The 19,808-nt window shown below is 44.4% G+C and carries 23 protein-coding genes; all 23 read right to left on the bottom strand.

The annotated features are described in order from the left end of the window. Positions 1 to 224: 224 nt before the first annotated feature. A complete protein-coding gene (gene spoIVB / locus MHH79_RS12485; RefSeq protein ID WP_004398697.1) occupies positions 225 to 1,505 on the bottom strand; it encodes a SpoIVB peptidase in 1,281 nt (426 codons plus the stop codon). Positions 1,506 to 1,679: 174 nt separating this feature from the next. Then, positions 1,680 to 3,410, bottom strand: a complete 1,731-nt coding sequence (gene recN, locus MHH79_RS12490) for a DNA repair protein RecN (RefSeq protein ID WP_340034547.1) — start codon at positions 3,408 to 3,410, stop codon at positions 1,680 to 1,682. A 36-nt stretch (positions 3,411 to 3,446) separates the two neighbouring features. Next, a complete protein-coding gene (gene argR / locus MHH79_RS12495) occupies positions 3,447 to 3,896 on the bottom strand; it encodes an arginine repressor ArgR (protein WP_015384067.1) in 450 nt (149 codons plus the stop codon). Between the two features lie 97 nt (positions 3,897 to 3,993). Further along, the gene (locus MHH79_RS12500; protein WP_327844505.1) at positions 3,994 to 4,839 is read right to left on the bottom strand and encodes a TlyA family RNA methyltransferase; all 846 of its coding nucleotides are present in this window, start codon (positions 4,837 to 4,839) and stop codon (positions 3,994 to 3,996) included. Continuing rightward, positions 4,836 to 6,737, bottom strand: coding sequence for a 1-deoxy-D-xylulose-5-phosphate synthase (gene dxs / locus MHH79_RS12505; protein ID WP_003245985.1), 1,902 nt, complete (start codon positions 6,735 to 6,737; stop codon positions 4,836 to 4,838). Before dxs ends, MHH79_RS12500 begins: the two co-directional genes overlap by 4 nt. Before the next feature lie 174 nt (positions 6,738 to 6,911). Next, a complete protein-coding gene (locus MHH79_RS12510; protein ID WP_063335283.1) occupies positions 6,912 to 7,802 on the bottom strand; it encodes a polyprenyl synthetase family protein in 891 nt (296 codons plus the stop codon). Next, positions 7,792 to 8,046 carry an exodeoxyribonuclease VII small subunit gene (locus MHH79_RS12515; protein ID WP_003226409.1) on the bottom strand — a complete coding sequence of 85 codons (255 nt, stop codon included), beginning with the start codon at positions 8,044 to 8,046 and terminating at the stop codon, positions 7,792 to 7,794. Before MHH79_RS12515 ends, MHH79_RS12510 begins: the two co-directional genes overlap by 11 nt. Continuing rightward, positions 8,043 to 9,389 carry an exodeoxyribonuclease VII large subunit gene (gene xseA, locus MHH79_RS12520; RefSeq protein WP_015251733.1) on the bottom strand — a complete coding sequence of 449 codons (1,347 nt, stop codon included), beginning with the start codon at positions 9,387 to 9,389 and terminating at the stop codon, positions 8,043 to 8,045. Before xseA ends, MHH79_RS12515 begins: the two co-directional genes overlap by 4 nt. A gap of 137 nt (positions 9,390 to 9,526) precedes the next feature. Continuing rightward, positions 9,527 to 10,378, bottom strand: coding sequence for a bifunctional methylenetetrahydrofolate dehydrogenase/methenyltetrahydrofolate cyclohydrolase FolD (folD, locus tag MHH79_RS12525; protein WP_015384072.1), 852 nt, complete (start codon positions 10,376 to 10,378; stop codon positions 9,527 to 9,529). 11 nt (positions 10,379 to 10,389) lie between these two features. Continuing rightward, positions 10,390 to 10,785: a transcription antitermination factor NusB gene (nusB, locus tag MHH79_RS12530; protein WP_003230256.1), complete on the bottom strand. Its 396-nt coding sequence runs from the start codon at positions 10,783 to 10,785 to the stop codon at positions 10,390 to 10,392. A gap of 263 nt (positions 10,786 to 11,048) precedes the next feature. Then, on the bottom strand, positions 11,049 to 11,456 hold the full coding sequence (yqhY, locus tag MHH79_RS12535) for a fatty acid biosynthesis protein YqhY (RefSeq protein ID WP_063335284.1): 408 nt from the start codon (positions 11,454 to 11,456) through the stop codon (positions 11,049 to 11,051). A 20-nt stretch (positions 11,457 to 11,476) separates the two neighbouring features. After that, complete coding sequence (gene accC, locus MHH79_RS12540) at positions 11,477 to 12,829, bottom strand: acetyl-CoA carboxylase biotin carboxylase subunit (RefSeq protein WP_014477306.1); 1,353 nt, start codon at positions 12,827 to 12,829, stop codon at positions 11,477 to 11,479. Between the two features lie 11 nt (positions 12,830 to 12,840). Then, positions 12,841 to 13,320: an acetyl-CoA carboxylase biotin carboxyl carrier protein gene (gene accB / locus MHH79_RS12545; RefSeq protein ID WP_003230252.1), complete on the bottom strand. Its 480-nt coding sequence runs from the start codon at positions 13,318 to 13,320 to the stop codon at positions 12,841 to 12,843. Positions 13,321 to 13,476: 156 nt separating this feature from the next. Then, entirely contained in the window at positions 13,477 to 14,133 is a 657-nt protein-coding gene (spoIIIAH, locus tag MHH79_RS12550) for a stage III sporulation ratchet engulfment protein SpoIIIAH (protein ID WP_003230250.1), read from the bottom strand. After that, positions 14,134 to 14,823, bottom strand: coding sequence for a stage III sporulation protein AG (gene spoIIIAG / locus MHH79_RS12555; protein WP_014477307.1), 690 nt, complete (start codon positions 14,821 to 14,823; stop codon positions 14,134 to 14,136). Then, positions 14,816 to 15,436 carry a stage III sporulation protein AF gene (gene spoIIIAF / locus MHH79_RS12560; protein ID WP_015483425.1) on the bottom strand — a complete coding sequence of 207 codons (621 nt, stop codon included), beginning with the start codon at positions 15,434 to 15,436 and terminating at the stop codon, positions 14,816 to 14,818. Before spoIIIAF ends, spoIIIAG begins: the two co-directional genes overlap by 8 nt. Positions 15,437 to 15,449: 13 nt before the next feature. After that, complete coding sequence (gene spoIIIAE / locus MHH79_RS12565; protein WP_063335285.1) at positions 15,450 to 16,649, bottom strand: stage III sporulation protein AE; 1,200 nt, start codon at positions 16,647 to 16,649, stop codon at positions 15,450 to 15,452. 18 nt (positions 16,650 to 16,667) lie between these two features. After that, positions 16,668 to 17,069, bottom strand: coding sequence for a stage III sporulation protein AD (gene spoIIIAD / locus MHH79_RS12570; protein ID WP_003230228.1), 402 nt, complete (start codon positions 17,067 to 17,069; stop codon positions 16,668 to 16,670). A gap of 6 nt (positions 17,070 to 17,075) precedes the next feature. Further along, the gene (spoIIIAC, locus tag MHH79_RS12575) at positions 17,076 to 17,282 is read right to left on the bottom strand and encodes a stage III sporulation protein AC (protein ID WP_003153142.1); all 207 of its coding nucleotides are present in this window, start codon (positions 17,280 to 17,282) and stop codon (positions 17,076 to 17,078) included. A 22-nt stretch (positions 17,283 to 17,304) separates the two neighbouring features. Next, positions 17,305 to 17,820 carry a stage III sporulation protein SpoIIIAB gene (spoIIIAB, locus tag MHH79_RS12580; RefSeq protein ID WP_014477309.1) on the bottom strand — a complete coding sequence of 172 codons (516 nt, stop codon included), beginning with the start codon at positions 17,818 to 17,820 and terminating at the stop codon, positions 17,305 to 17,307. Then, positions 17,814 to 18,737: a stage III sporulation protein AA gene (gene spoIIIAA, locus MHH79_RS12585; protein ID WP_003230226.1), complete on the bottom strand. Its 924-nt coding sequence runs from the start codon at positions 18,735 to 18,737 to the stop codon at positions 17,814 to 17,816. Before spoIIIAA ends, spoIIIAB begins: the two co-directional genes overlap by 7 nt. Before the next feature lie 75 nt (positions 18,738 to 18,812). Next, a complete protein-coding gene (locus MHH79_RS12590) occupies positions 18,813 to 19,094 on the bottom strand; it encodes a YqhV family protein (RefSeq protein WP_004398639.1) in 282 nt (93 codons plus the stop codon). A gap of 143 nt (positions 19,095 to 19,237) precedes the next feature. Further along, the gene (efp, locus tag MHH79_RS12595) at positions 19,238 to 19,795 is read right to left on the bottom strand and encodes an elongation factor P (protein ID WP_003226377.1); all 558 of its coding nucleotides are present in this window, start codon (positions 19,793 to 19,795) and stop codon (positions 19,238 to 19,240) included. Positions 19,796 to 19,808: the final 13 nt, after the last annotated feature.

Genomic DNA, 19,808 nt, shown 5'->3' on the forward strand with positions numbered 1-19,808 from the left:
TACATTCGACAAAACCGCTATATACCCTCTAAAAAAATCATAATCCCCAATATTAGTGGCATATCTTTGTTATTCTATGTTTTTCTCTGTTTTTCGACTAAAAATGAAATTTGACAAACAAGGAAACGTGAATTTGTCGAAAAATCTTCTTTTGTATATTTTACCGTATGTATTCTGAGAAGTGAAGAGGGATCAAAATAAAAAACTGCCGGAAACTCCGGCAGTCAGCTTGCTTTTTCTTTTCCGTAAATATCGATTCCTGCTTCTGACAGCATCCATTCAATATGAACACCGTAGCCGCTTGTCGGGTCATTTACAAACACATGGGTGACAGCGCCGATCACTTTTCCATTTTGAATGATCGGGCTTCCGCTCATCCCCTGTACGATGCCTCCTGTTTCTTTCAAAAGCCTTGGATCGGTAATTTTCAACACCATTCCTTTTGTCGCAGGGAATTTTTGCGGCGTTGTGCTGACGATTTCAATATCGAATTTTTCTACTTTGTCATCATCAATAACGGTTAAAATTTCAGCCGGTCCTTTTTTGACTTCGGTAGAAAACGCAACCGGCAGTGCTTGATCTGATATGTTGTTTTGAATCGGCTGATGCAGCGTGCCGAAAATCCCAAATGGGCTGTTTCTGTTAATATCCCCGATCGTTTTGCGTTCTGAGGAAAATCGCGCCAGTTTTTCTCCCGGATTACCGCCTGTCCCTTTTTCAATTGATGTTACAGTGGATTTAACGATTTCTCCATTCTCCACTACAATTGGTTTCTTTGTGTCCATATCGGAAATCACGTGGCCAAGTGCTCCGTATTTTTTTGTTTTCGGTTCATAAAATGTCATAGTGCCGATGCCGGCAGCAGAATCTCTGATATATAACCCGATTCTGTATTTGCCTTCTCCTTCATCCTTTTCTGGGATCAGCTTCGTTTTGATTTTCTGTTTATCACGTTTGATCAGTAAGTCTAAAGATTCACCAGTTTTCCCAGCCTTTTGAATAAATGGGGCTACATCATTCATTTTTTCAATTTTCTGTCCATTCATCTCAATAATGATGTCGCCCGCTTCAATTCCGGCCGTTTCTCCCGGAGATTTTTTGCCTTCACTTGTATTGATTTGATGAAATCCGACGACAAGAACACCGACGGAATGAAGTTTTACGCCGATTGATTGTCCGCCAGGTATAACTTTTAAATCAGGAAGAACGTGCACCTTTGTTTTTTTAATTGGAAATCCGGCAAGATCGTATACCAATTCTGACTCACCAGATTTTTTGCCCGTCACCTTGATTTCATGCGGATCTTTCTTTACTGTAAACGCTTCTGAGGATTCTGATGTCTGAGCGTTTACCGATAAACTCGTTTCAATCGCTTGTGTTTGGGTTTCAAATACTCTCATTTGCGTTGGAATCAGTAAATATTCTTTTAGCGGTTTGCATAAACCTACACTTAATAACGAAACAAGGAGAATTAAACCTACTGCTTTTCTGATGTTATCGGGCATTCACTACTTCACTCTCCTCGCTCCTATCCCACACCTTCTTTATGACTTGCTGCTACATCATTTAATTTTGCCTTCTGACGGCTTATTTATAACTGTCATATGAAGAAAAACATTGGATATACTGATGAACGAATGGATGTGCACGAAAAAAATAAGCTGCGCTTCTCACGCAGCTTACCCAGTTGTTTTGACTTGATCCGCTTGTTTTAAAAGTTCTTTCGCATGGCGTTTCGTTAAATCGGTTACTTCGACACCTGCAATCATGCGCCCGATTTCCGCTACCTTTTCCTGCTTAGAGAGCGGCTTGACACGTGTCGTCGTTCTGCCGTCTTTTAACTCCTTCGCAATATAAAGATGCGTATCGGCCATGGCAGCCACCTGAGGGAGGTGTGTAATACAAAGCACTTGTGATCCTATTGACACCTTATGGATCTTCTCAGCGATTGCCTGTGCGACCCTGCCGCTTACACCGGTATCAACCTCATCAAAAATGATCGATGTCACATCCTGTTGTGAGGAAAAAATGCTTTTTATGGCAAGCATCACCCGTGACAGCTCTCCACCTGAAGCAACTTTCGAAAGAGATTTCAGCGGCTCGCCTGTATTGGTTGAAATTAAAAATTTCACCAGGTCAATCCCTTGTTCAGTCAGCTGAACGGGCTGGCCGTTTACAAGCGGCGCCTCTTCATTGCGTGACGCTATTCTGACCTTAAATTCCGTATCAAAAGTTGATTTTTCCATGTACAGGCTTTTTAATTCCCGATGAATCTCATCAGCCAGCTTTTTCGCCCATGTTTTTCGGATTTGTGACACATTTGCCGCTTCCACTGCGACATCTTTGCCGACGGAGTCAAGCTCCTTTTTCAAGCTTTGAAGGTGGCTGTCCCTATTTTCAATTTGGTCAATCTCTTCTTCAATTTTAGAAGCATATTCCAAAATGTCTTCAACAGTGGCACCGTATTTTCGTTTCAGCTGTTTGATTTCATTAAGTCGCGTCTCAATATAGTTCAGGCGTTCCGGATCAAATTCAAGCTCATCCAGCATATTTCTCATCTGAAATGTAGCATCCTCAAGCAAATAGTAGGAGTTCGAAACACTTTCAGACATTTTTTTCAGCGGTTCGTTAATATCAGATATATCTTCTAGCTGCGCTGATGCCATTCCGACCCAGTCCAATCCGCCCTGCTCACTGCGAAGCGCGTTATATGCATTTTGCAGCGACTCATATATCTTCTCAAAGTTTGAAATTTGCTGGCGCTCTTCTTGGAGCTGTTCATCTTCGTTAAGCTCAAGCTTTGCCGATTCGATTTCTTCGAGCTGAAATTGAATAAGATCAAGGCGATGGGCCATTTCCTGTTCGCTTTCAGAAAGCTGCTTAAGCTTTTTGAGCAGCTTCATATACCGCTGGTACCCTTCCTGATACGTTTTGAGCGCGCTTTCCACTTCGGCCCCGGCAAACTTGTCCAAAAGCTGGAGATGATTTTCGTCTTCCATTAACAGCTGGTTATCGTGCTGTCCGTGAATATCTAATAAAAGCCTGCCGATCTCTCTTAGCGAAGCAATCGTGACAAGCTTGCCATTGACACGGCAAACGCTTTTCCCGCTCGTGCTGATATCCCTTCTCATGACGATCATTTCGTCTGAAACGTCGATTCCCTGCTCAGCGCATACGTCTAAAACGGGATGGCCGCTCTCCAACAGAAACAGCCCTTCAAGTTCGGCTTTTGCTTCCCCATATCTAACAAATTCAGATGATCCGCGACCTCCGACTAAAAGAGAAATGGCATCTATGATAATGGATTTGCCGGCTCCGGTTTCTCCTGTTAAAACCGTAAGCCCGCGTTCAAAAGAAACCGTCAGTTCCTCAATAATGGCAAAGTTTTTAATCGATAGTTCAGCTAACAAACAGCATTACACCTCTTATCTTTGTTAGATTTTCTGTTACAGCAGTTCAAGGAGCCTGTTTTTTACACCGTCTGTATCTCCAGGAGTCCGGCAAATAATTAAAATCGTGTCATCTCCGCAAATGGTTCCCATAATTTCATCCCAGTCCAAATTGTCCATCAGCGCCCCGATTGCCTGAGCATTGCCCGGCATCGTTTTCAGCACGATCATATGGCTTGCTGAGTCTATTTTCACAAATGCGTCCATCAATGCCCGCTTTAGCTTAGACAGCGGATTGAAACGCTGGTCCGCCGGAAGACTGTATTTATAAGAACCATTATTTGTAGGCACTTTTACAAGGTGAAGTTCTTTAATATCCCGTGATACCGTGGCCTGCGTTACTTTGTATCCATCCTGCTTTAGCATGTCGACCAATTCATCCTGCGTTTCGATTTCATTGCTTGTAATGATCTCTCTGATTTTAATATGCCTCTGGCCTTTGTTCATGTAAGCACCTCTATTTCCAAGCTTATCTGTTCTTTTATGTTATATGATTCTCTGCACATTGTACATGAATGCAGAAAAAAGGAATAATAGCGCCCTATTATTCCGGTACATCTGCTTTTTTTTCTTTTAACGTCTTATGTGCTTCTTCTACAACGCGCATGATCTCTTCTTCCGGCAGCTCCTGGCCTTCCTGTCCCTCTCCCGGCCAATGCAAATGAAGGAGAAACTCAATATTTCCGTCTCCTCCCGTGATTGGAGAAAATGACAAGCCTTTACAGATATAGCCTTCAGCGGCAGAAAAACTGATCATTCGCTTGAGCACATCAGCATGCACTTTAGGATCTCTGACAATCCCTTTTTTGCCGACGGATTCCCGTCCCGCTTCAAACTGAGGCTTAACTAGAGCCATGCAGTCGCTGCCCGGTACGAGTAAAGTCCTTAGGACAGGCAGGATGAGCCGCAGTGAAATAAAGGACACATCAATTGTGGCAAACTCCGGCATGCCCTTTGGAAAGTCTGCCGGTGTTGCATAACGAAAGTTCGTCCGTTCCATCACGACGACCCGTTCATCTTGTCTAAGCTTCCACGCAAGCTGATTATAGCCTACATCCACAGCGTATGACTGTTTAGCTCCATTTTGCAAAGCGCAGTCCGTAAAACCGCCGGTGGAGGAGCCAATATCAATCATAATTTTATCTTTGACAGAGACGGGAAATTCCTTCAGCGCTTTTTCGAGCTTTAAGCCGCCCCTGCTCACATACTTCAGCGGGTTTCCTTTGACTGTTAGCGGAAGGTCGCGATCAATTTTTTCTCCAGGCTTGTCCAAGCGGTTTTCGTTTGAATAGACGATCCCCGCCATAATGGCTCTTTTGGCTTTTTCACGCGTTTCCGCCAGCCCTCTTTCCACTAATAATACATCTAATCGTTCTTTCTTTGACGTCATGATCCAATTCCTTTGTGTGTCTTTGGCGGCATCAGTAATCTAATACGATTTGCCACCTGCTGTTTTGTCAGTCCAATTTCCTCAAGAAGCGCTGTTACGCTTCCGTGTTCAATAAACCGATCAGGTATACCCATTCTGTCAATCGGAGTATGATATTCACCTTGATCATGAGCGAATTCTAAAATCGAGCTTCCGAAACCGCCTTCTAAGACCGCTTCTTCAATTGTTAAAATTGGCAAGCCTTCTTTTAGGATACTCTTCATCATCTTTTCATCAATCGGCTTAATAAAACGCGCATTCACAACGCGCACGGAAAGGCCTTCTTTCTGCAGCTCTTCGGCTGCTTCAATCGCCATTTCGATTGTTGTGCCGAATGTTAAGATGACAGCATCGTTCCCTGGACGCAGCACCTCCCACGTACCGATCGGAATCGTTTTCAACTGTTCATCCATTTTTACGCCGAGTCCGTTTCCGCGCGGAAAACGCATCGCTATCGGGCCTTCGTCATAGCTAAGTGCTGTATGAACCATGTGCTGGCCTTCATTTTCGTCTTTCGGCATCATTAAGACCATGTTTGGAATGTGGCGCATAAACGCAATATCAAACACGCCTTGATGTGTCTCTCCATCAGCGCCAACGAGTCCTGCACGGTCAATTCCAATAAACACATTGGCGTTTTGGCGGCAGATGTCATGAACAACTTGGTCATATGCCCTTTGCAGGAAGGTTGAGTAAATCGCCAAAAACGGCTTCATACCCTGCATTGCCATAGCTGCCGCCATCGTTGCGGCATGCTGTTCTGCGATTCCTACGTCGAACATCCGGTCAGGGAATTCCTTTGCGAAACCTTCAAGCTTTGAACCGACAGGCATAGCCGGCGTAATGGCTACTATGCGTCCGTCCTCGCGCGCCATTCGCTGCACAGTTCCGCTGACAAGGCCGCTCCACGAAGGAGCTGCGGCTTTCGGCTTTACAAAGTCGCCGGTATTAATTTTATATGGTCCGGTACCATGCCATGTTCCAATCGTATCGGTCTCAGCCGGTTTGTACCCCTTCCCTTTTTTCGTGATGACGTGCAGAAGAACAGGGCCTTTCGTTTTTTTGGCGTATTGAAGATTCTCAATCAGCTCATGATAAGAATGTCCGTCCACTGGGCCCAAATACGTAAAACCGAGCTCCTCGAAAAACATTCCGGAGACGAGCATGTATTTCAGGCTGTCTTTGACCCGTTCCGCCGTGGCGGCAAGCTTGCCCCCAACTGCCGGAATCTTTTTAAATAAGTATTCAAGCTCATCTTTGACCCACTGGTATTTCCCCGCAGTACGGAGCCGTCCGAGCATAGAGTGAATGGCACCGACATTTGGTGCAATACTCATTTCATTATCATTAAGGATGACAATCATGTCTTTTTTCTCGTCGCCGATGTGGTTAAGGGCTTCGAGCGCCATACCGCCGGTCAGCGCGCCGTCACCAATGATCGGAATAATATATTCATCCGTTCCTTTAATATCACGGGCAGCTGCCATTCCCATCGCTCCTGACAGAGAAGTCGAGCTGTGCCCGGTTTCCCAAACATCGTGCTCGCTTTCACTCCGCTTTGGAAATCCGCAAAGCCCTTTGTACTGGCGAAGCGTCGCAAATTCTTTTCCGCGTCCTGTCAGCAGCTTATGGACATACGACTGATGGCCTACATCCCATAAAAATTTGTCTTTCGGGCTGTTAAATTCCTTATGCAGAGCAACAGTAAGCTCTACGACCCCTAAGTTTGGGCCGATGTGGCCGCCGGAAGCGGATAAACTTGTAATTAAAAACTGACGGATTTCATCACTTAATTTCTCTAATTCATCAATGGACATGTTTTTTAAAAACGACGGGTCCTGTATTGATAAAAGATCCAAAGCGGATCAACTCACTTTCAGCATGAATTTCTGCAATGATACATGTCTTTTGCATGCCGAGCTGACAATAATCTCAGACATAAAAAAAGACAAACGCGCTTTTCCTTTTCATTTTTCATATAAACTGTTTACATTTTACCATATCTCGTGCAGCCGCTTCAAATTAGGATCGTTTTAGTGATCTCTTGCCGCAATTAAATCACAAAGCTCATATAAAAGGTCTTTTTGAAGAGAGAGTCCGCCGATCAATCGCTTCGCCTCTTTTATATGAACATCCAATTTATGTTTGGCCCCTTCCAATGAAAGAAGCGACGGGTATGTCGATTTGTCATTTGTGGTATCCGAGCCGACACGTTTGCCGATTTTCTCTTCACTGCCTTCTAAATCTAAAATATCGTCTCTGATTTGAAATCCGATTCCAATGTGGCTGCTGAAGGTACGCAGTGTTTCAATGTCTTCCTCAGGCGCATCAGCCAAAATAGCACCAGAGATTACACAAAAGCCAAGAAGCTTGGCAGTTTTCCGTTCATGAATGGATTCGAGCTCTTCAAGCGTGACTTGTCGGTTTTCCGCTTCCATATCAGCTACTTGCCCCCCGACCATGCCTTCGGTGCCTGCCGCTGAAATCAGTTCATTCACAAGCCGCAGGCGCTTTTCTGCTGACACCTCGTCTGACACGTGGGAGGTAATCAGCTTAAAGCTTTCTGTGAGCAGCCCGTCACCCGCTAATACTGCCGTCGCTTCACCAAACACTTTATGGTTTGTCGGCTTCCCGCGGCGCAAATCGTCATCATCCATGCATGGAAGATCATCGTGAATTAACGAATACGTGTGAATCATTTCGACAGCACAACCGACCGGAATGCCGTCTTTTTCGCTTTTTCCATATGCGTTTAAAACAGCCAGTACAATCAGAGGCCGCAACCGCTTTCCGCCGGCCTCTAGAGAATACAGCATAGATTTCTTTAATGAGTCCGGCATATCCAGCTTTTCTGTATAGACAGAAAGCTGATTTTCAATTGTTTTTTTCCGGTCCGCCAGAAAGCTCGTTAATTTATTTGTCACCTTCGTCTTCCTCCTGAACACTGAAAGGTGCCAGTTCTCCGTCTTCTTTTAAAATGAAATCCATTTGCTTTTCGACTTTTTGCAGCTTTTCATGGCACATTTTTGACAGAGCCATGCCTTCTTGGAAATAGTTAATGGCTTGCTCTAGAGGCACATCTCCCTCTTCAAGCTTTGATACGATGCTCTCAAGCCCTTTCATCGCTTCTTCAAATGTCATGTTTTCATTTTTTTTCACGTCTGTCATTTTTCTTCCCCTCTCTTTTCTAATACTTCACAGGTCAGCACGCCATCCTTCAGCTTGACTTCAAGCCGGTCCTGCTCTTCTATCTGACTGACACTTTTAATGAGTTTATCTTCTTTATAAGCCAAGCTGTATCCTCTTTCCATCACTTGAAGAGGACTTAGTGCATTCAGCTTGCCAAGAACGGTTTGAAATTGGGAATGCAGCTGCTTCATTTGGATATTCATATTTTTTCTCAGCTGATTTGTTTGTTCCTGGTATCGTGTTCTCGCTTGTTTCAGCTGTTCATGAGGATGCAGTGCCTCTAACCTGTACGTTTCACGCTCCAGCTGTCTGCTTTTCCGATCTAAAAGAGCGGTCAGCTGCGCTTGAAACTGCTGGTACGCGAGGTCAAACTGCTGCTCTTTTTGCGCATACAAACGCTTTGGAAAACGAAAGGCATAAGACGATTGCAGCGTTTGGATCCGTTCTTTTTTCTGGCCGAGATGCTGCTGCATTGCTCTTGTCATTCTGACTTCCGCTGTTTTTGTCCGTTCGATTAAATCAGTGGTATGAGGCACAGCAATCTCAGCTGCACCTGTCGGCGTCGCGGCTCTGATATCGGCGACAAAATCACTGATCGTAAAATCCGTCTCATGTCCGACTGCCGATATAATCGGAATATTGGAAGCAAAGATGGCGCGTGCTACAATTTCTTCATTGAACGCCCACAGTTCTTCTATCGAACCGCCGCCTCTCCCGACAATTAGTACGTCGCAAATCTCTTTTTCATTTGCCTCTTCAATGCGCGTAACGATGGATCTGCTCGCATTTTCACCTTGTACGAGCGCTGGAAGAACAATGACTTTTACAAGGGGATATCTTCTTTTTAGAGTTGTAATAACGTCTCTGACAGCGGCACCCGTTGGAGATGTCACAACCCCGATTGTGGCTGGAAATGCGGGGATTTGTTTTTTGTAGCGGTCGTCAAATAAACCTTCTCCGGCAAGCTTCTTTTTTAATTCTTCGTACGCTAAATAAAGCGCTCCAACCCCGTCAGGCTGCATTTCTTTGGCATATAATTGATAGTTTCCGCTCGGTTCATATACGGAAATTCCGCCTCTGACCAGCACTTTCATTCCGTTTTCAGGTTTAAAAGGCAGACGCTCGCTTTGTCTCGCGAACATCACCGACTGCATTCTTGCGTTTTCGTCTTTTAAAGTGAAATAAATATGCCCTCGTGTGTGTATCTTTACATTCGACAATTCGCCTTTAATCCAAATATTTTCAAGGTGAGGATCTACATCGAATTTTCGTTTTATATACTTTGTCAGCGCTGAGACGGTCACATACGCTGCTTCACCCATGTCTAAAAACTCCTCTCCTAAGCATTCCTGCACCATAACTAAAGAAAACCCGCCCTGGCTTTAGGAGCCTGAAGAAGCGGGTATCGTGCTCATATTCAAGGCGGGTAAACATTTCGCCTGTGAATATCTCCAATTATCTATGATAACGTACGTTTCGCAGATTTAACAGTATTATGCGCAAGCATCGTGATGGTCATCGGACCTACTCCGCCCGGAACCGGCGTGATGAAGGACGCTTTTTCCTTCGCCCCTTCAAATTCAACGTCTCCGCAAAGCTTTCCGTTTTCCAGACGGTTAACGCCAACGTCAATGACAACAGCGCCCTCTTTGATCTGGTCTGCACTGATGAAGTTGGCTCTGCCGACTGCCACCACCAGGATGTCCGCTTTTTTCGTATGTTCAGTAATATTTTCTGTTCTTGAATGACAGTAAGTAACCGTCGCGTTTTCATTTAATAAAAGCTGGCCGACAGGTTTGCCGACAATGTTGCTTCGGCCGACTACAACAACCTCTTTACCGGAAAGGTCAATATTGGTTTTCTTCAAAAGCTCAACAATTCCATGAGGCGTGCAAGGAAGAAACGTATCTTCGCCAAGCAGCATTTTCCCTACGTTTAACGGATGAAAACCGTCTACATCTTTATCAGGGGAGATACGTTCGATCACCGCTTTTTCAGAAATATGGTCTGGGAGCGGAAGCTGAACGAGAATGCCATGAAACTCAGGGTCTTGGTTATATTGATCAATAACGGAAAGCAGTTCAGCTTCTGTGAGGCTGCTGTCAAATTGATCGAGCTTGAAATTCATTCCCATTGTTTCTGCTGCTTTTTTCTTTCCTCGCACGTAAGAGTGAGAAGCAGGGTCATCTCCAATCAATATAACCGCCAGTCCGGGAGTGACGCCTTGCTTTTTAAGCTCTTCTACCTCTTTTGCCAATTGTTCGCGTTTTTCTCTAGCCGTTTCTTTTCCGTCGATGATTGTTGCAGTCATTTTCTTTCCTCCTATGATTGTTCAATATCAGATTTAATGTTAGAAAGAACCCCGTTTACAAACTTTGTCGCTTTGTCATCACCAAACCGTTTTGCCAGCTCAATCGCTTCGTTCATGGAGACATTCACCGGAATGTCTTCGGCATATGCCATTTCATATGCTGCCAAGCGCAAAATCGCACGGTCAACATTGGCAATCCGATCGAGCTTCCAATTCACCAGATGCTTGGAGATCATTTCATCCAGCTGGTCTTGGTGTTCCAATACCCCGTGTACAAGCTGTTCAAAGAAAGGATCTGTTTTTTCTTCATCCAGTGCGTGTTCTATGGCTTCATTCACTGCAATATCGCTGACATCAATTTGAAATAGTGCCTGCAAAGCTTTTTCTCTTGCTGTTCTTCTTTTCATTTTCTTTCTCCTTTGATCCTCTTTATCCGCTTGTCGTTAAGCCACAAAGAGATCATAACATATTTTTTTCGTATCCGCATATTGAAATCAAGGTTTTTTTACCCTATTACCGAATATTTTCACACACCTTAATATGATCATTCGGATTTCACGATCATGAAGAAACTCGGCTATTTAAGCCGGCTTTCTTCATGCTTTGAAATAAAGGGTAACGTGTAAAAAAACCAAAGGGCCGCCCTCCCCTTGGTTTCGTGTTAAGCCATTTACATTTCTTCGTCGATTTGGACTTCTTGGGCTTTTGTGTCAAATTGAATGCCGACGATGTGAATATTGATCTCGTTAATCGAAAGAGACGTCATATTTAATAAGGTTTGACGAATGTTTTCCTGAACGGATGCTGCAACTTTCGGAATCGAAACGCCAAATGTAACGACACAGTATACATCGATCGTAATTCCGGCATCCGCCAGGTCGACTTTGACACCTTTGCCATGATTCACTTTGCCAAAACGCTCGACGACGCCTGTCGCAAAGTTTCCGCGCATTTCGGCAACACCATCAACTTCTGATGCTGCAATGCCGGCAATGACCTCAATGACCTCCGGTGCAATCTCAACCTTACCCAAATGCGTATCTTCGTGATCCATTTTAAGCAAGCTGTTGTCTTTCATTCAATTCACCTCCGTAAAAATTATGAGCCCATTACATCATATGTTTCTAAAAATTTCGTATTAAACTCTCCGCTCACAAATGTTTCGTGTTCAAGCAGTTTTAAATGGAAAGGGATTGTTGTCTCAATGCCTTCGATGACGAATTCGCCCAATGCGCGCTTCATGCGGGCAATCGCTTCATCCCTCGTTTTTCCGTATGTGATTACCTTTGCAATCATGCTGTCATAGTACGGTGGGATGGAATAGCCAGGGTACGCAGCTGAATCGACACGGACACCAAGACCGCCAGGAGGCAGGTACATTTTAATTTCACCAGGTGACGGCATGAAATTTTTACTTGGGTTTTCTGCGTTGATTCGGCATTCGATTGCCCAGCCTTCAAATTCAACATCTTCTTGCTTGAGGCTCAGTTCCATTCCTGATGCCACTTTGATTTGTTCCTTGATCAGGTCAGTTCCCGTCACCATTTCTGTGACTGGGTGCTCTACCTGAATTCTCGTGTTCATTTCCATGAAGTAATAGCGCTGTTCATTGTAGTCATAGATAAATTCAACTGTTCCAGCACCTGTATAGCCAACCGCTTTTGCAGCCTTTACCGCTGCATCTCCCATTTGCTCCCTGATTTCTGAATCAAGGGCAGGAGATGGTGATTCTTCCAAAAGCTTTTGCAGGCGTCTTTGGATCGAGCAGTCGCGTTCGCCCAAATGAATCGTATTTCCGTAGTTATCAGCAAGCACTTGGATCTCAACATGGCGAAAATCTTCTATGTATTTTTCGATGTATACACCTGGATTCCCAAATGCAGTTGCCGCTTCCTGCTGTGTAATCTTAATGCCATTAATCAGTTCCTCTTCAGTGCGGGCAACCCTAATTCCTTTTCCGCCTCCGCCTGCGGTGGCTTTTATAATTACAGGATACCCAATTTCATTAGCAAGCGAAACCGCTTCTTCCACATTTTCTATAATTCCCTGTGAACCCGGTACGATTGGCACGCCGGCCTGTTTCATCGTTTCCCGCGCAACGTCTTTTGTTCCCATTTTTGAAATGGCGTCAGCGCTCGGACCGACAAACGTGACATTAACTTCTTCACATAATTCAGCGAAATCAGCATTTTCAGCTAAAAATCCGTATCCCGGATGAATGGCGTCCGTGCCAGTCAGCTTTGCAACACTCACAATATTTGTAACGTTTAAATAGCTGTCTTTTGATGCTTTCGGTCCGATACAAAAAGCTTCATCGGCCATTTGAACATGAAGGGCATCTTTATCAGCTTCTGAATAAACAGCGACAGTCTCAATTCCGAGCTCTCTGCAGGCTCTGATGATTCTGACAGCAATTTCTCCTCTGTTGGCGATCAATAGCTTTTTAATCATGTTAAGTCTCCTTACTCCGCTTTTACAAGAAATAGAGGTTGTCCGTATTCGACCAGCTGGCCGTTTTCTACTAATACTTCAACGATTTCGCCTTTCACTTCTGCTTCGATTTCGTTGAAAAGCTTCATCGCTTCTACAATGCAGACAACTGTGTTTTCATTTACTTTTGAACCGGCTGTTACATACGGGCCAGCTTCCGGTGATGAAGAAGCATAAAATGTTCCTACCATTGGTGAAGTGATTTTATGCAGATTCTCATCTTGTTTTGGTGCTTCTTGGGCAGGTGCCGCTGCTTGCTGCGCTTGCGGCTGAACTGCCTGCGGAGCCTGTGCTTGTACAGGTGCTGCCGGTGCCTGCTGCATGACTTGAACCGTGCCTGCTTCGTGTTTTTTCAGTTTTAAGGATACACCTTCATTTTCATATACGAATTCGTCAATTGTAGACTCGTCAATTGCTTTAATCAGCTCGTGGATTTCTTTGATATTTAACATTCAATCGCACTCCTATGTATGAAATTTCTTTTTTTATAGGTTACTACTAAAAGTACATACTATGTTCATCTTACAGGAGCGGACTTTTGAATTCAACTCTAATATGACAGCAACGCAAAAAGCCCGCTTGTTTAGCGGGCTTCTTTTTCCTCTTTCTTACTTGGATGGTTCAAATGTGACAGCGACATCTTTCATTGTTTTGATTTCTTTTGCGACAAGGTCTATAATGGCTGTCGCCTTCGATTTGGAGTGTTTGTCTGATTTGACTGTAATATTGATTTTATCTCCTTCAGCATTAACGAGCGCATCCTCGTAACCTTGTGTTTTAATCAGCGTTTCCAGCTGTTTTTCTGTTCCTTCCACTTCACTGAGAGCCGTCATTTTATCGTATGCCTCGCTTTTCTCCTTGGCTGTTGCATCATCGCTTGACACAATGGCATTCAGCTCTTCTCTTTCTTTGCTTCTGGCATCTTCTAAATCAAGACGGTACGTTGTAAACAGATCATCATCGGCTGTTTCCGTAACAACAGTTCCTTTTTCACTGGCTTCAGCGGATGTTTCCTTGTCTGCTGATGAATCTTTCGTTCCCTTTGTTCCATCTTCTTTTCCTTTTTCAGTTTCTGTACCGCTTTTTTCCTTCGTGTCTTGCTTGGCAGGCGCTTTTTCAGTTGCGACCTCTCCGCTGTCAGACGCGCTTTTTTCACTTTGCATCTGCACGGCGTTTTTGCTTTCCGGCGACATGATATAGTAGACGCTTAACACCACGACAAGACTGAGCATTGTTAATAGCCAAACGGTTTGTTTTTTAAGCATTTATGAATCCTCCTTTATTTTTTTAGGGGCAACCGCAACCCGGTGGCTTGGAACATCCAGGACCCGTGTCACCGCTTCGATAATGGTTTGTTTTATTTGAACGTTGTCCACTCCTTGAGCAACAACGAGTACACCGCGTATATCAGGTTTTTTCGTTTGGACGACGACAGGTGTTTCTTTATCGCCGTTTTTGATCATGACGATTTCTTCCTCCGATGTTTGGTCTGTAACGCTTCTTGTTCCGCCTTCTTTGTCAGTTTCTTCAGTGGTTGTATTTTTGTTTGATTTGTTTTTTTCGTATACTTTCAGCGACGTTGCATCTACGTTCACGACAACCGAGACATCGTCCACACCAATGATTGTTTCAAGAATTTCTTTCAGCTGATTTTCGTATTCTTTTTCATAGTCATCGATCGAGTCTTTAGGTTTATCAGATTTTGAGGCTTTAAACACTTCAGCTGTTTTCTCTTTGCTGTCTGCGGAATGTTGCGATGATACGGCCGTTATCGTTTTGGCGTTTTCTGTTTTCTCAGGTGAAGAAAACAGCTGGCTGACAAGCATAAAGGAAACTCCGAGAACAAAAACGAATAGAAAGTAATGATATTTGGTCAGCTTCGGCTTTTCGCCGTCCTTCGTTTGTCCCGGAAGAAACTGCTTTTTCAATACATTCCATAATCCGTTTTTATTCATTGCCGACATTCTCCCCGCCTTCCATATGAACCGTAATTTTCTCACTTCCGATTTCCCAAATGTCCGCGAGCTGCGTTTGTATCTGTTTGGCTTCTTTTTGTTCGGCTGCTTCTTTCGTTACGTATGCATGATCTGTATCAATGTGGACCGGCGCGACCGTTTGGACCGTTTTTTCAGAAGACGGGGCCATATACACGCTGATTGTTTTAATATCCTCTTCTGAATCTACCTTTTCTCCTGCCGTGAGTTTGATGCGGCCTACTTTATATTCATCATGACTGAATCTCTCCTCCGCTTTCTTTTTTAGTTGGACAGCCATTTCTTCTAGAATATATGCGCGCTGGGAAGCTTGTATTTCTATTTTTTTTGAATTGATTTGATTTTTTATGTCGGCAGACTCTGACTGCCCGTTTTTTGTGAGATATTCAAAGATGACTTCGGGGTCTGTCTTGAAAAGTTTAAAAATCGGCGTAAGCATGACGACAATCAAGAGCAGGCTGACTACCATTTTTGCGTACTTTTGCATGCTGGAGCTCGGCAGCAGCATATCAATCACAATTGCAAATAGGATAAACAACACGATGGTGGTAAGCCATTCCGTTAAAAAACTCATTCGCCTGCCTCCTTCATTTCATCATCATCGTGAGGTTTCCGGCTGTGATTATGACAGTAAGGCTTAAAAAAAACATGAGAGACACAATGGCGAGAGCTGCAAAAATATAAATGACGCTTTTGCTGATGACGTCGAGGCAGGTGATGACGGGCCCGCCTCCAAGCGGCTGAAGAATCGCGGCTGCCAGCTTATAAATAAAAGCGAGGGAAAGCACTTTGATTGCCGGAAATGCCGCGATACAGATCAAAATAGCGACACCGAGAATCCCTACCGTATTTTTCAGCAGTAAAGAGGCGCTGATTACTGTATCTGTTGCGTCTGTAAACATTCGGCCAAGCACAGGAATAAAATTTCCGGTTATAAATTTAGCCGTCCTGAGCGTAATGCCGTCTGTCACTGCAGCTGAGGCTCCCTGAACAGAGATGACGCCGAGAAAGATGGTGAGAAAAACAGCCAGTGCTCCGATGGCGATATTTCTGAGCAGGTTGGCCAGCTGCGTTACTTTGTATTGTTCGGTCATCGTGCTGACAATGCTCAGAATCGCTGATAAAAAAATCAGCGGCATGACGATATTCTGAATCAAGAGACCGCTCGTGTTCATCAGAAAGAGGATAACAGGATGAAAGAAGGCAGCAGATACAGCTCCGCCTGAGGAAGCCAAAAGCGCCAAGAGGAGCGGAATGAGCGCCAGGATAAAGCTGGTCATCGTCTGAATCGCCTCAGTTGCATAGTTAATTGCCACATGAAAGCTATTAAGCGCAAGGATAATCAGCACCATGTACACAATTGAGTAAGCGACCTTACTGACGGTGCTTTGCTGAAAAGCATTTTGCAGAAGCTGCAGAATGACGCAAAAAATCGTGAGCAAAATCAATGTGCCCAGCAGCTTTCCATTGGCAAGCACTTCATGAAACAAATAAGAAAAGAGAGCTTTCAGCCATTCTTGCGGTGAGAATGATTTATCGCCATTGATAAACTCCATTAAGCTGCCTTTTTGGCTTTCCGGCAGCAGTCCGCCGTATTCTGTCATAATGTCATTCCAAAAATCCCCGATCTTATCTGTTTCAAGCGAGGCTGCTGTCCTTTCCGCTAATTGCTCGGCTGTTTCAGCATGGTCTTCCGTTTGTTCTGCATTACCAGCTGCTTGTACAATTTCTGCACGGCCTGCTATGATCAGCACGGCCAAAAGCAAAACCCATCGAAAGCGCTTCAATCTACCGCCCCCTTTCGGTTATGACATAGAAGGTATAAGTCCGAGAATCGTTTCGATAATGACGGTTAAAATAGGCACAGCCATAACGAGTATTAAAATTTTCCCCGCCAATTCTATTTTCGAGGCGATGGCTCCTTGACCGGCATCTTTTGTGAGCTGTGCCCCGAATTCAGCAATATAGGCGATTCCGATAATCTTTAAAATGGTTTCAACATAGACCATGTTGACATTTGCATTAATCGCAATTTTTTCTATCATTCGAATAATGTCGTAGATTTGGTCTACCAAATAAAGAAAAATGGCACATCCGGCAAAAACGACGATTAAAAACGCAAAAGTCGGCTTTTGTTCTTTTACAATTAAAGAAAGGAAGGTGGCGATCAGCCCTAAACCTACAATTTGAACAATGTCAATCTGCAAGCCCCCCTATCCTTGGAATAAAAACACAGCTTTTATCTTTTTAAATAGGTCATCTACAATCGTGGCGACCATAAATAAAATATAGATAAAACCTAACAGCGTCACCCACTGAGCGTATTCTTTCTTGCCCATCTGATCCAATATCGTGTGTAAAAAAGCGACCACGATTCCCACTCCGGCGATTTGAAATATGACATTCACGTCTACTCCCATTTTATTTTTGCTCCCCTCACGTTTACATCAATAGAAGAATGAGTAACAAGCCCGCTAAAAAGCCCAAACTTTTTATCATCTTTTCATTTTTCGCTTGCGCCTGCTCAGCATCCGCTTCCGAGGCTTCCAAATGTGTCAGCGCCAGCTTGATGTGCTTTTGCTGAGAGATTCGATCATGAATCCCGAGCGTCTCGCCAAACTGCTTCAGCACTTCGTATTCGCTTTTTTTCAAAGACAGGGTGTCCCATACCTTCTTTAAGCTTTGCTCCCACGCCGTTTTCGCGGAATCACTTCCCTTGTCCAGCTGATCACTGAATGCGGAAAAAAGAGCTGAAACAGGCTGTGCGAGCTGTTTGGCAATCTGCTGTGAAGCAGTATGAAGCGGTGTATGGCCGTACATGATTTCAGCCTCGAGGGATTGAAGCGCCGCACGCAGCTGGCGGATTTGCCGCGGCCGTTCTGTATAAATCTTCGCCATCTCAAAACCTGTCCATGTTGTCGCTACCACAATGAATACAGCGCCCAGCAGCTTCAGCATGTTTTCACGCCCGTCGTCCTAGACAGCACATTTCCGTCTTTGTCATAAATTTGGCTCACTGTGCCCGGCCCTTTTGCTCTTGATAATTCCAAATAGCGGTCAAAGGCTCTTTCTTCCCACAAACGCTTCAATGAAGGCCGCTTCATCAGGTCGGATATGCTCCAGCCATGCGCCGATACGATTACTGAAACACCAGCATGCAGTGCCTCCAGAAGTGCATCTGTATCTTCCATACGCCCGATTTCATCGACAATCATCACCTCAGGGCTCATGGATCGAATCATCATCATCAGCCCTTCAGCTTTTGGACAGGCGTCTAACACGTCAATTCTCTGACCAAATTGATGCTGCGGAATGCCGCGAAGACATCCGGCAATTTCTGACCGTTCATCGACGATTCCTGTCTTTACGGGCAGCATGTTTTTTTTGCCGGTGCTTGAGAGCCTCGCAAGGTCCCGGAGAAGTGTTGTTTTGCCTGTTTGGGGCGGTCCGATAATCAGCGTATTCAGCCAGCTGTTTTGATATAAGTATGGAAGCAGCGGCTCCGCAATCCCCAGCTTTTGCCGGGCAATTCGTATATTAAAAGATGCGATGTCACGGAGGCCTTTCACACCTCCGTTTTCCGTAATGACTCTGCCCGCCAGTCCGACTCTGTGGCCGCCTCTGATCGTGACATACCCTTTCTTCAGCTCTTCTTCTAGTGTATACATACTATAGTTGCTGAGCCGGCTCAGGATCAGATGAGCATCCTCGGCCGTGCCCGCATAGGACAAATAAACAGGTTGTCCTCTTCGAATCAATTCAACAGGACGGTTGATCCGAATTCTGACTTCTTCGATTTCCAGCCATTGTTGTTCCGGTATTTCAGAAAGGGCGTTTTTCATGGATTCAGGGAGAACCTCAGCGATTTCATTCAACAGAGCCTCCTCCTTTCTACCGATTGGCTTCTTTAAAATGTATGATGTGAGGCAGACTTTATGACAAGCCTCTCTTTATTTATGAACACCCGCCAAAATCAAAACAACACCCGTAAAAATCAGAATCAGCTTTGCATACGAAAGCTGCCCAGCAATTTGGTAGATTCCGACAGTCATCGTAATGATAAAAATCAACGGACCGACAATAGCGAGAATGCTGTTAACCACAACCGCCTTCCGGACATCGTTGGTCACAAGCATGACAATTGCTGCCGTCAGCTCAATCATAGAGGATAAAACTCGTAATCCCGCCATTGTTAAAACAGTAGAATTGATATTTCCAAGTAAAAATTTCATAGCACTCTCCCAACCTCCCATTTTTTTATATGATATGCTCTAGCTTGCTGAAGTAGTCTTGTCATTTTCGTATAAAAGAAAGATTCTGTTTTTGGGCACAAAAAAAGCCTGCTCCCATTTGGGAACAGACTTCTTTTTTCTTTCTATGCTCTTGAAACGTAAGAACCGTCTGATGTATTGACAACAAGTGTGTCGCCTTCATTCACAAAGAACGGCACGTTTACAACAAGCCCGGTTTCAGTTTTCGCAGGTTTTGTACCGCCTGACGCTGTATCACCTTTAATACCAGGTTCAGTTTCAACAACTTTCAGCTCAACTGTGTTTGGAAGTTCGATACCAAGTGTTTCATCCTGGTACATCATGATATGCACAGACATGTTTTCTAGCAGGTATTTTAATTCTTCTTCGATTTGAGTTGCGCTCAGTTCAAGCTGCTCATAGGAAGAAGTATCCATAAATACGTGCTGATCTCCGTTTGCATATAGATATTGCATTGTTTTGGTTTCGATTTGCGCTTTCGCTACTTTTTCACCAGCGCGGAATGTTTTTTCCTGAATCGCGCCAGTGCGAAGGTTGCGGAGTTTAGAGCGGACAAATGCCGCACCTTTTCCAGGTTTTACGTGCTGGAAGTCAACGACGCGCCAAATGCCGCCATCTACTTCAATTGTTAATCCTGTACGGAAATCGTTAACTGAAATCATGTTTAATGTCCTC

This window comes from Bacillus sp. FSL K6-0993 (assembly GCF_037977205.1).
GTDB lineage: Bacteria > Bacillota > Bacilli > Bacillales > Bacillaceae > Bacillus > Bacillus subtilis.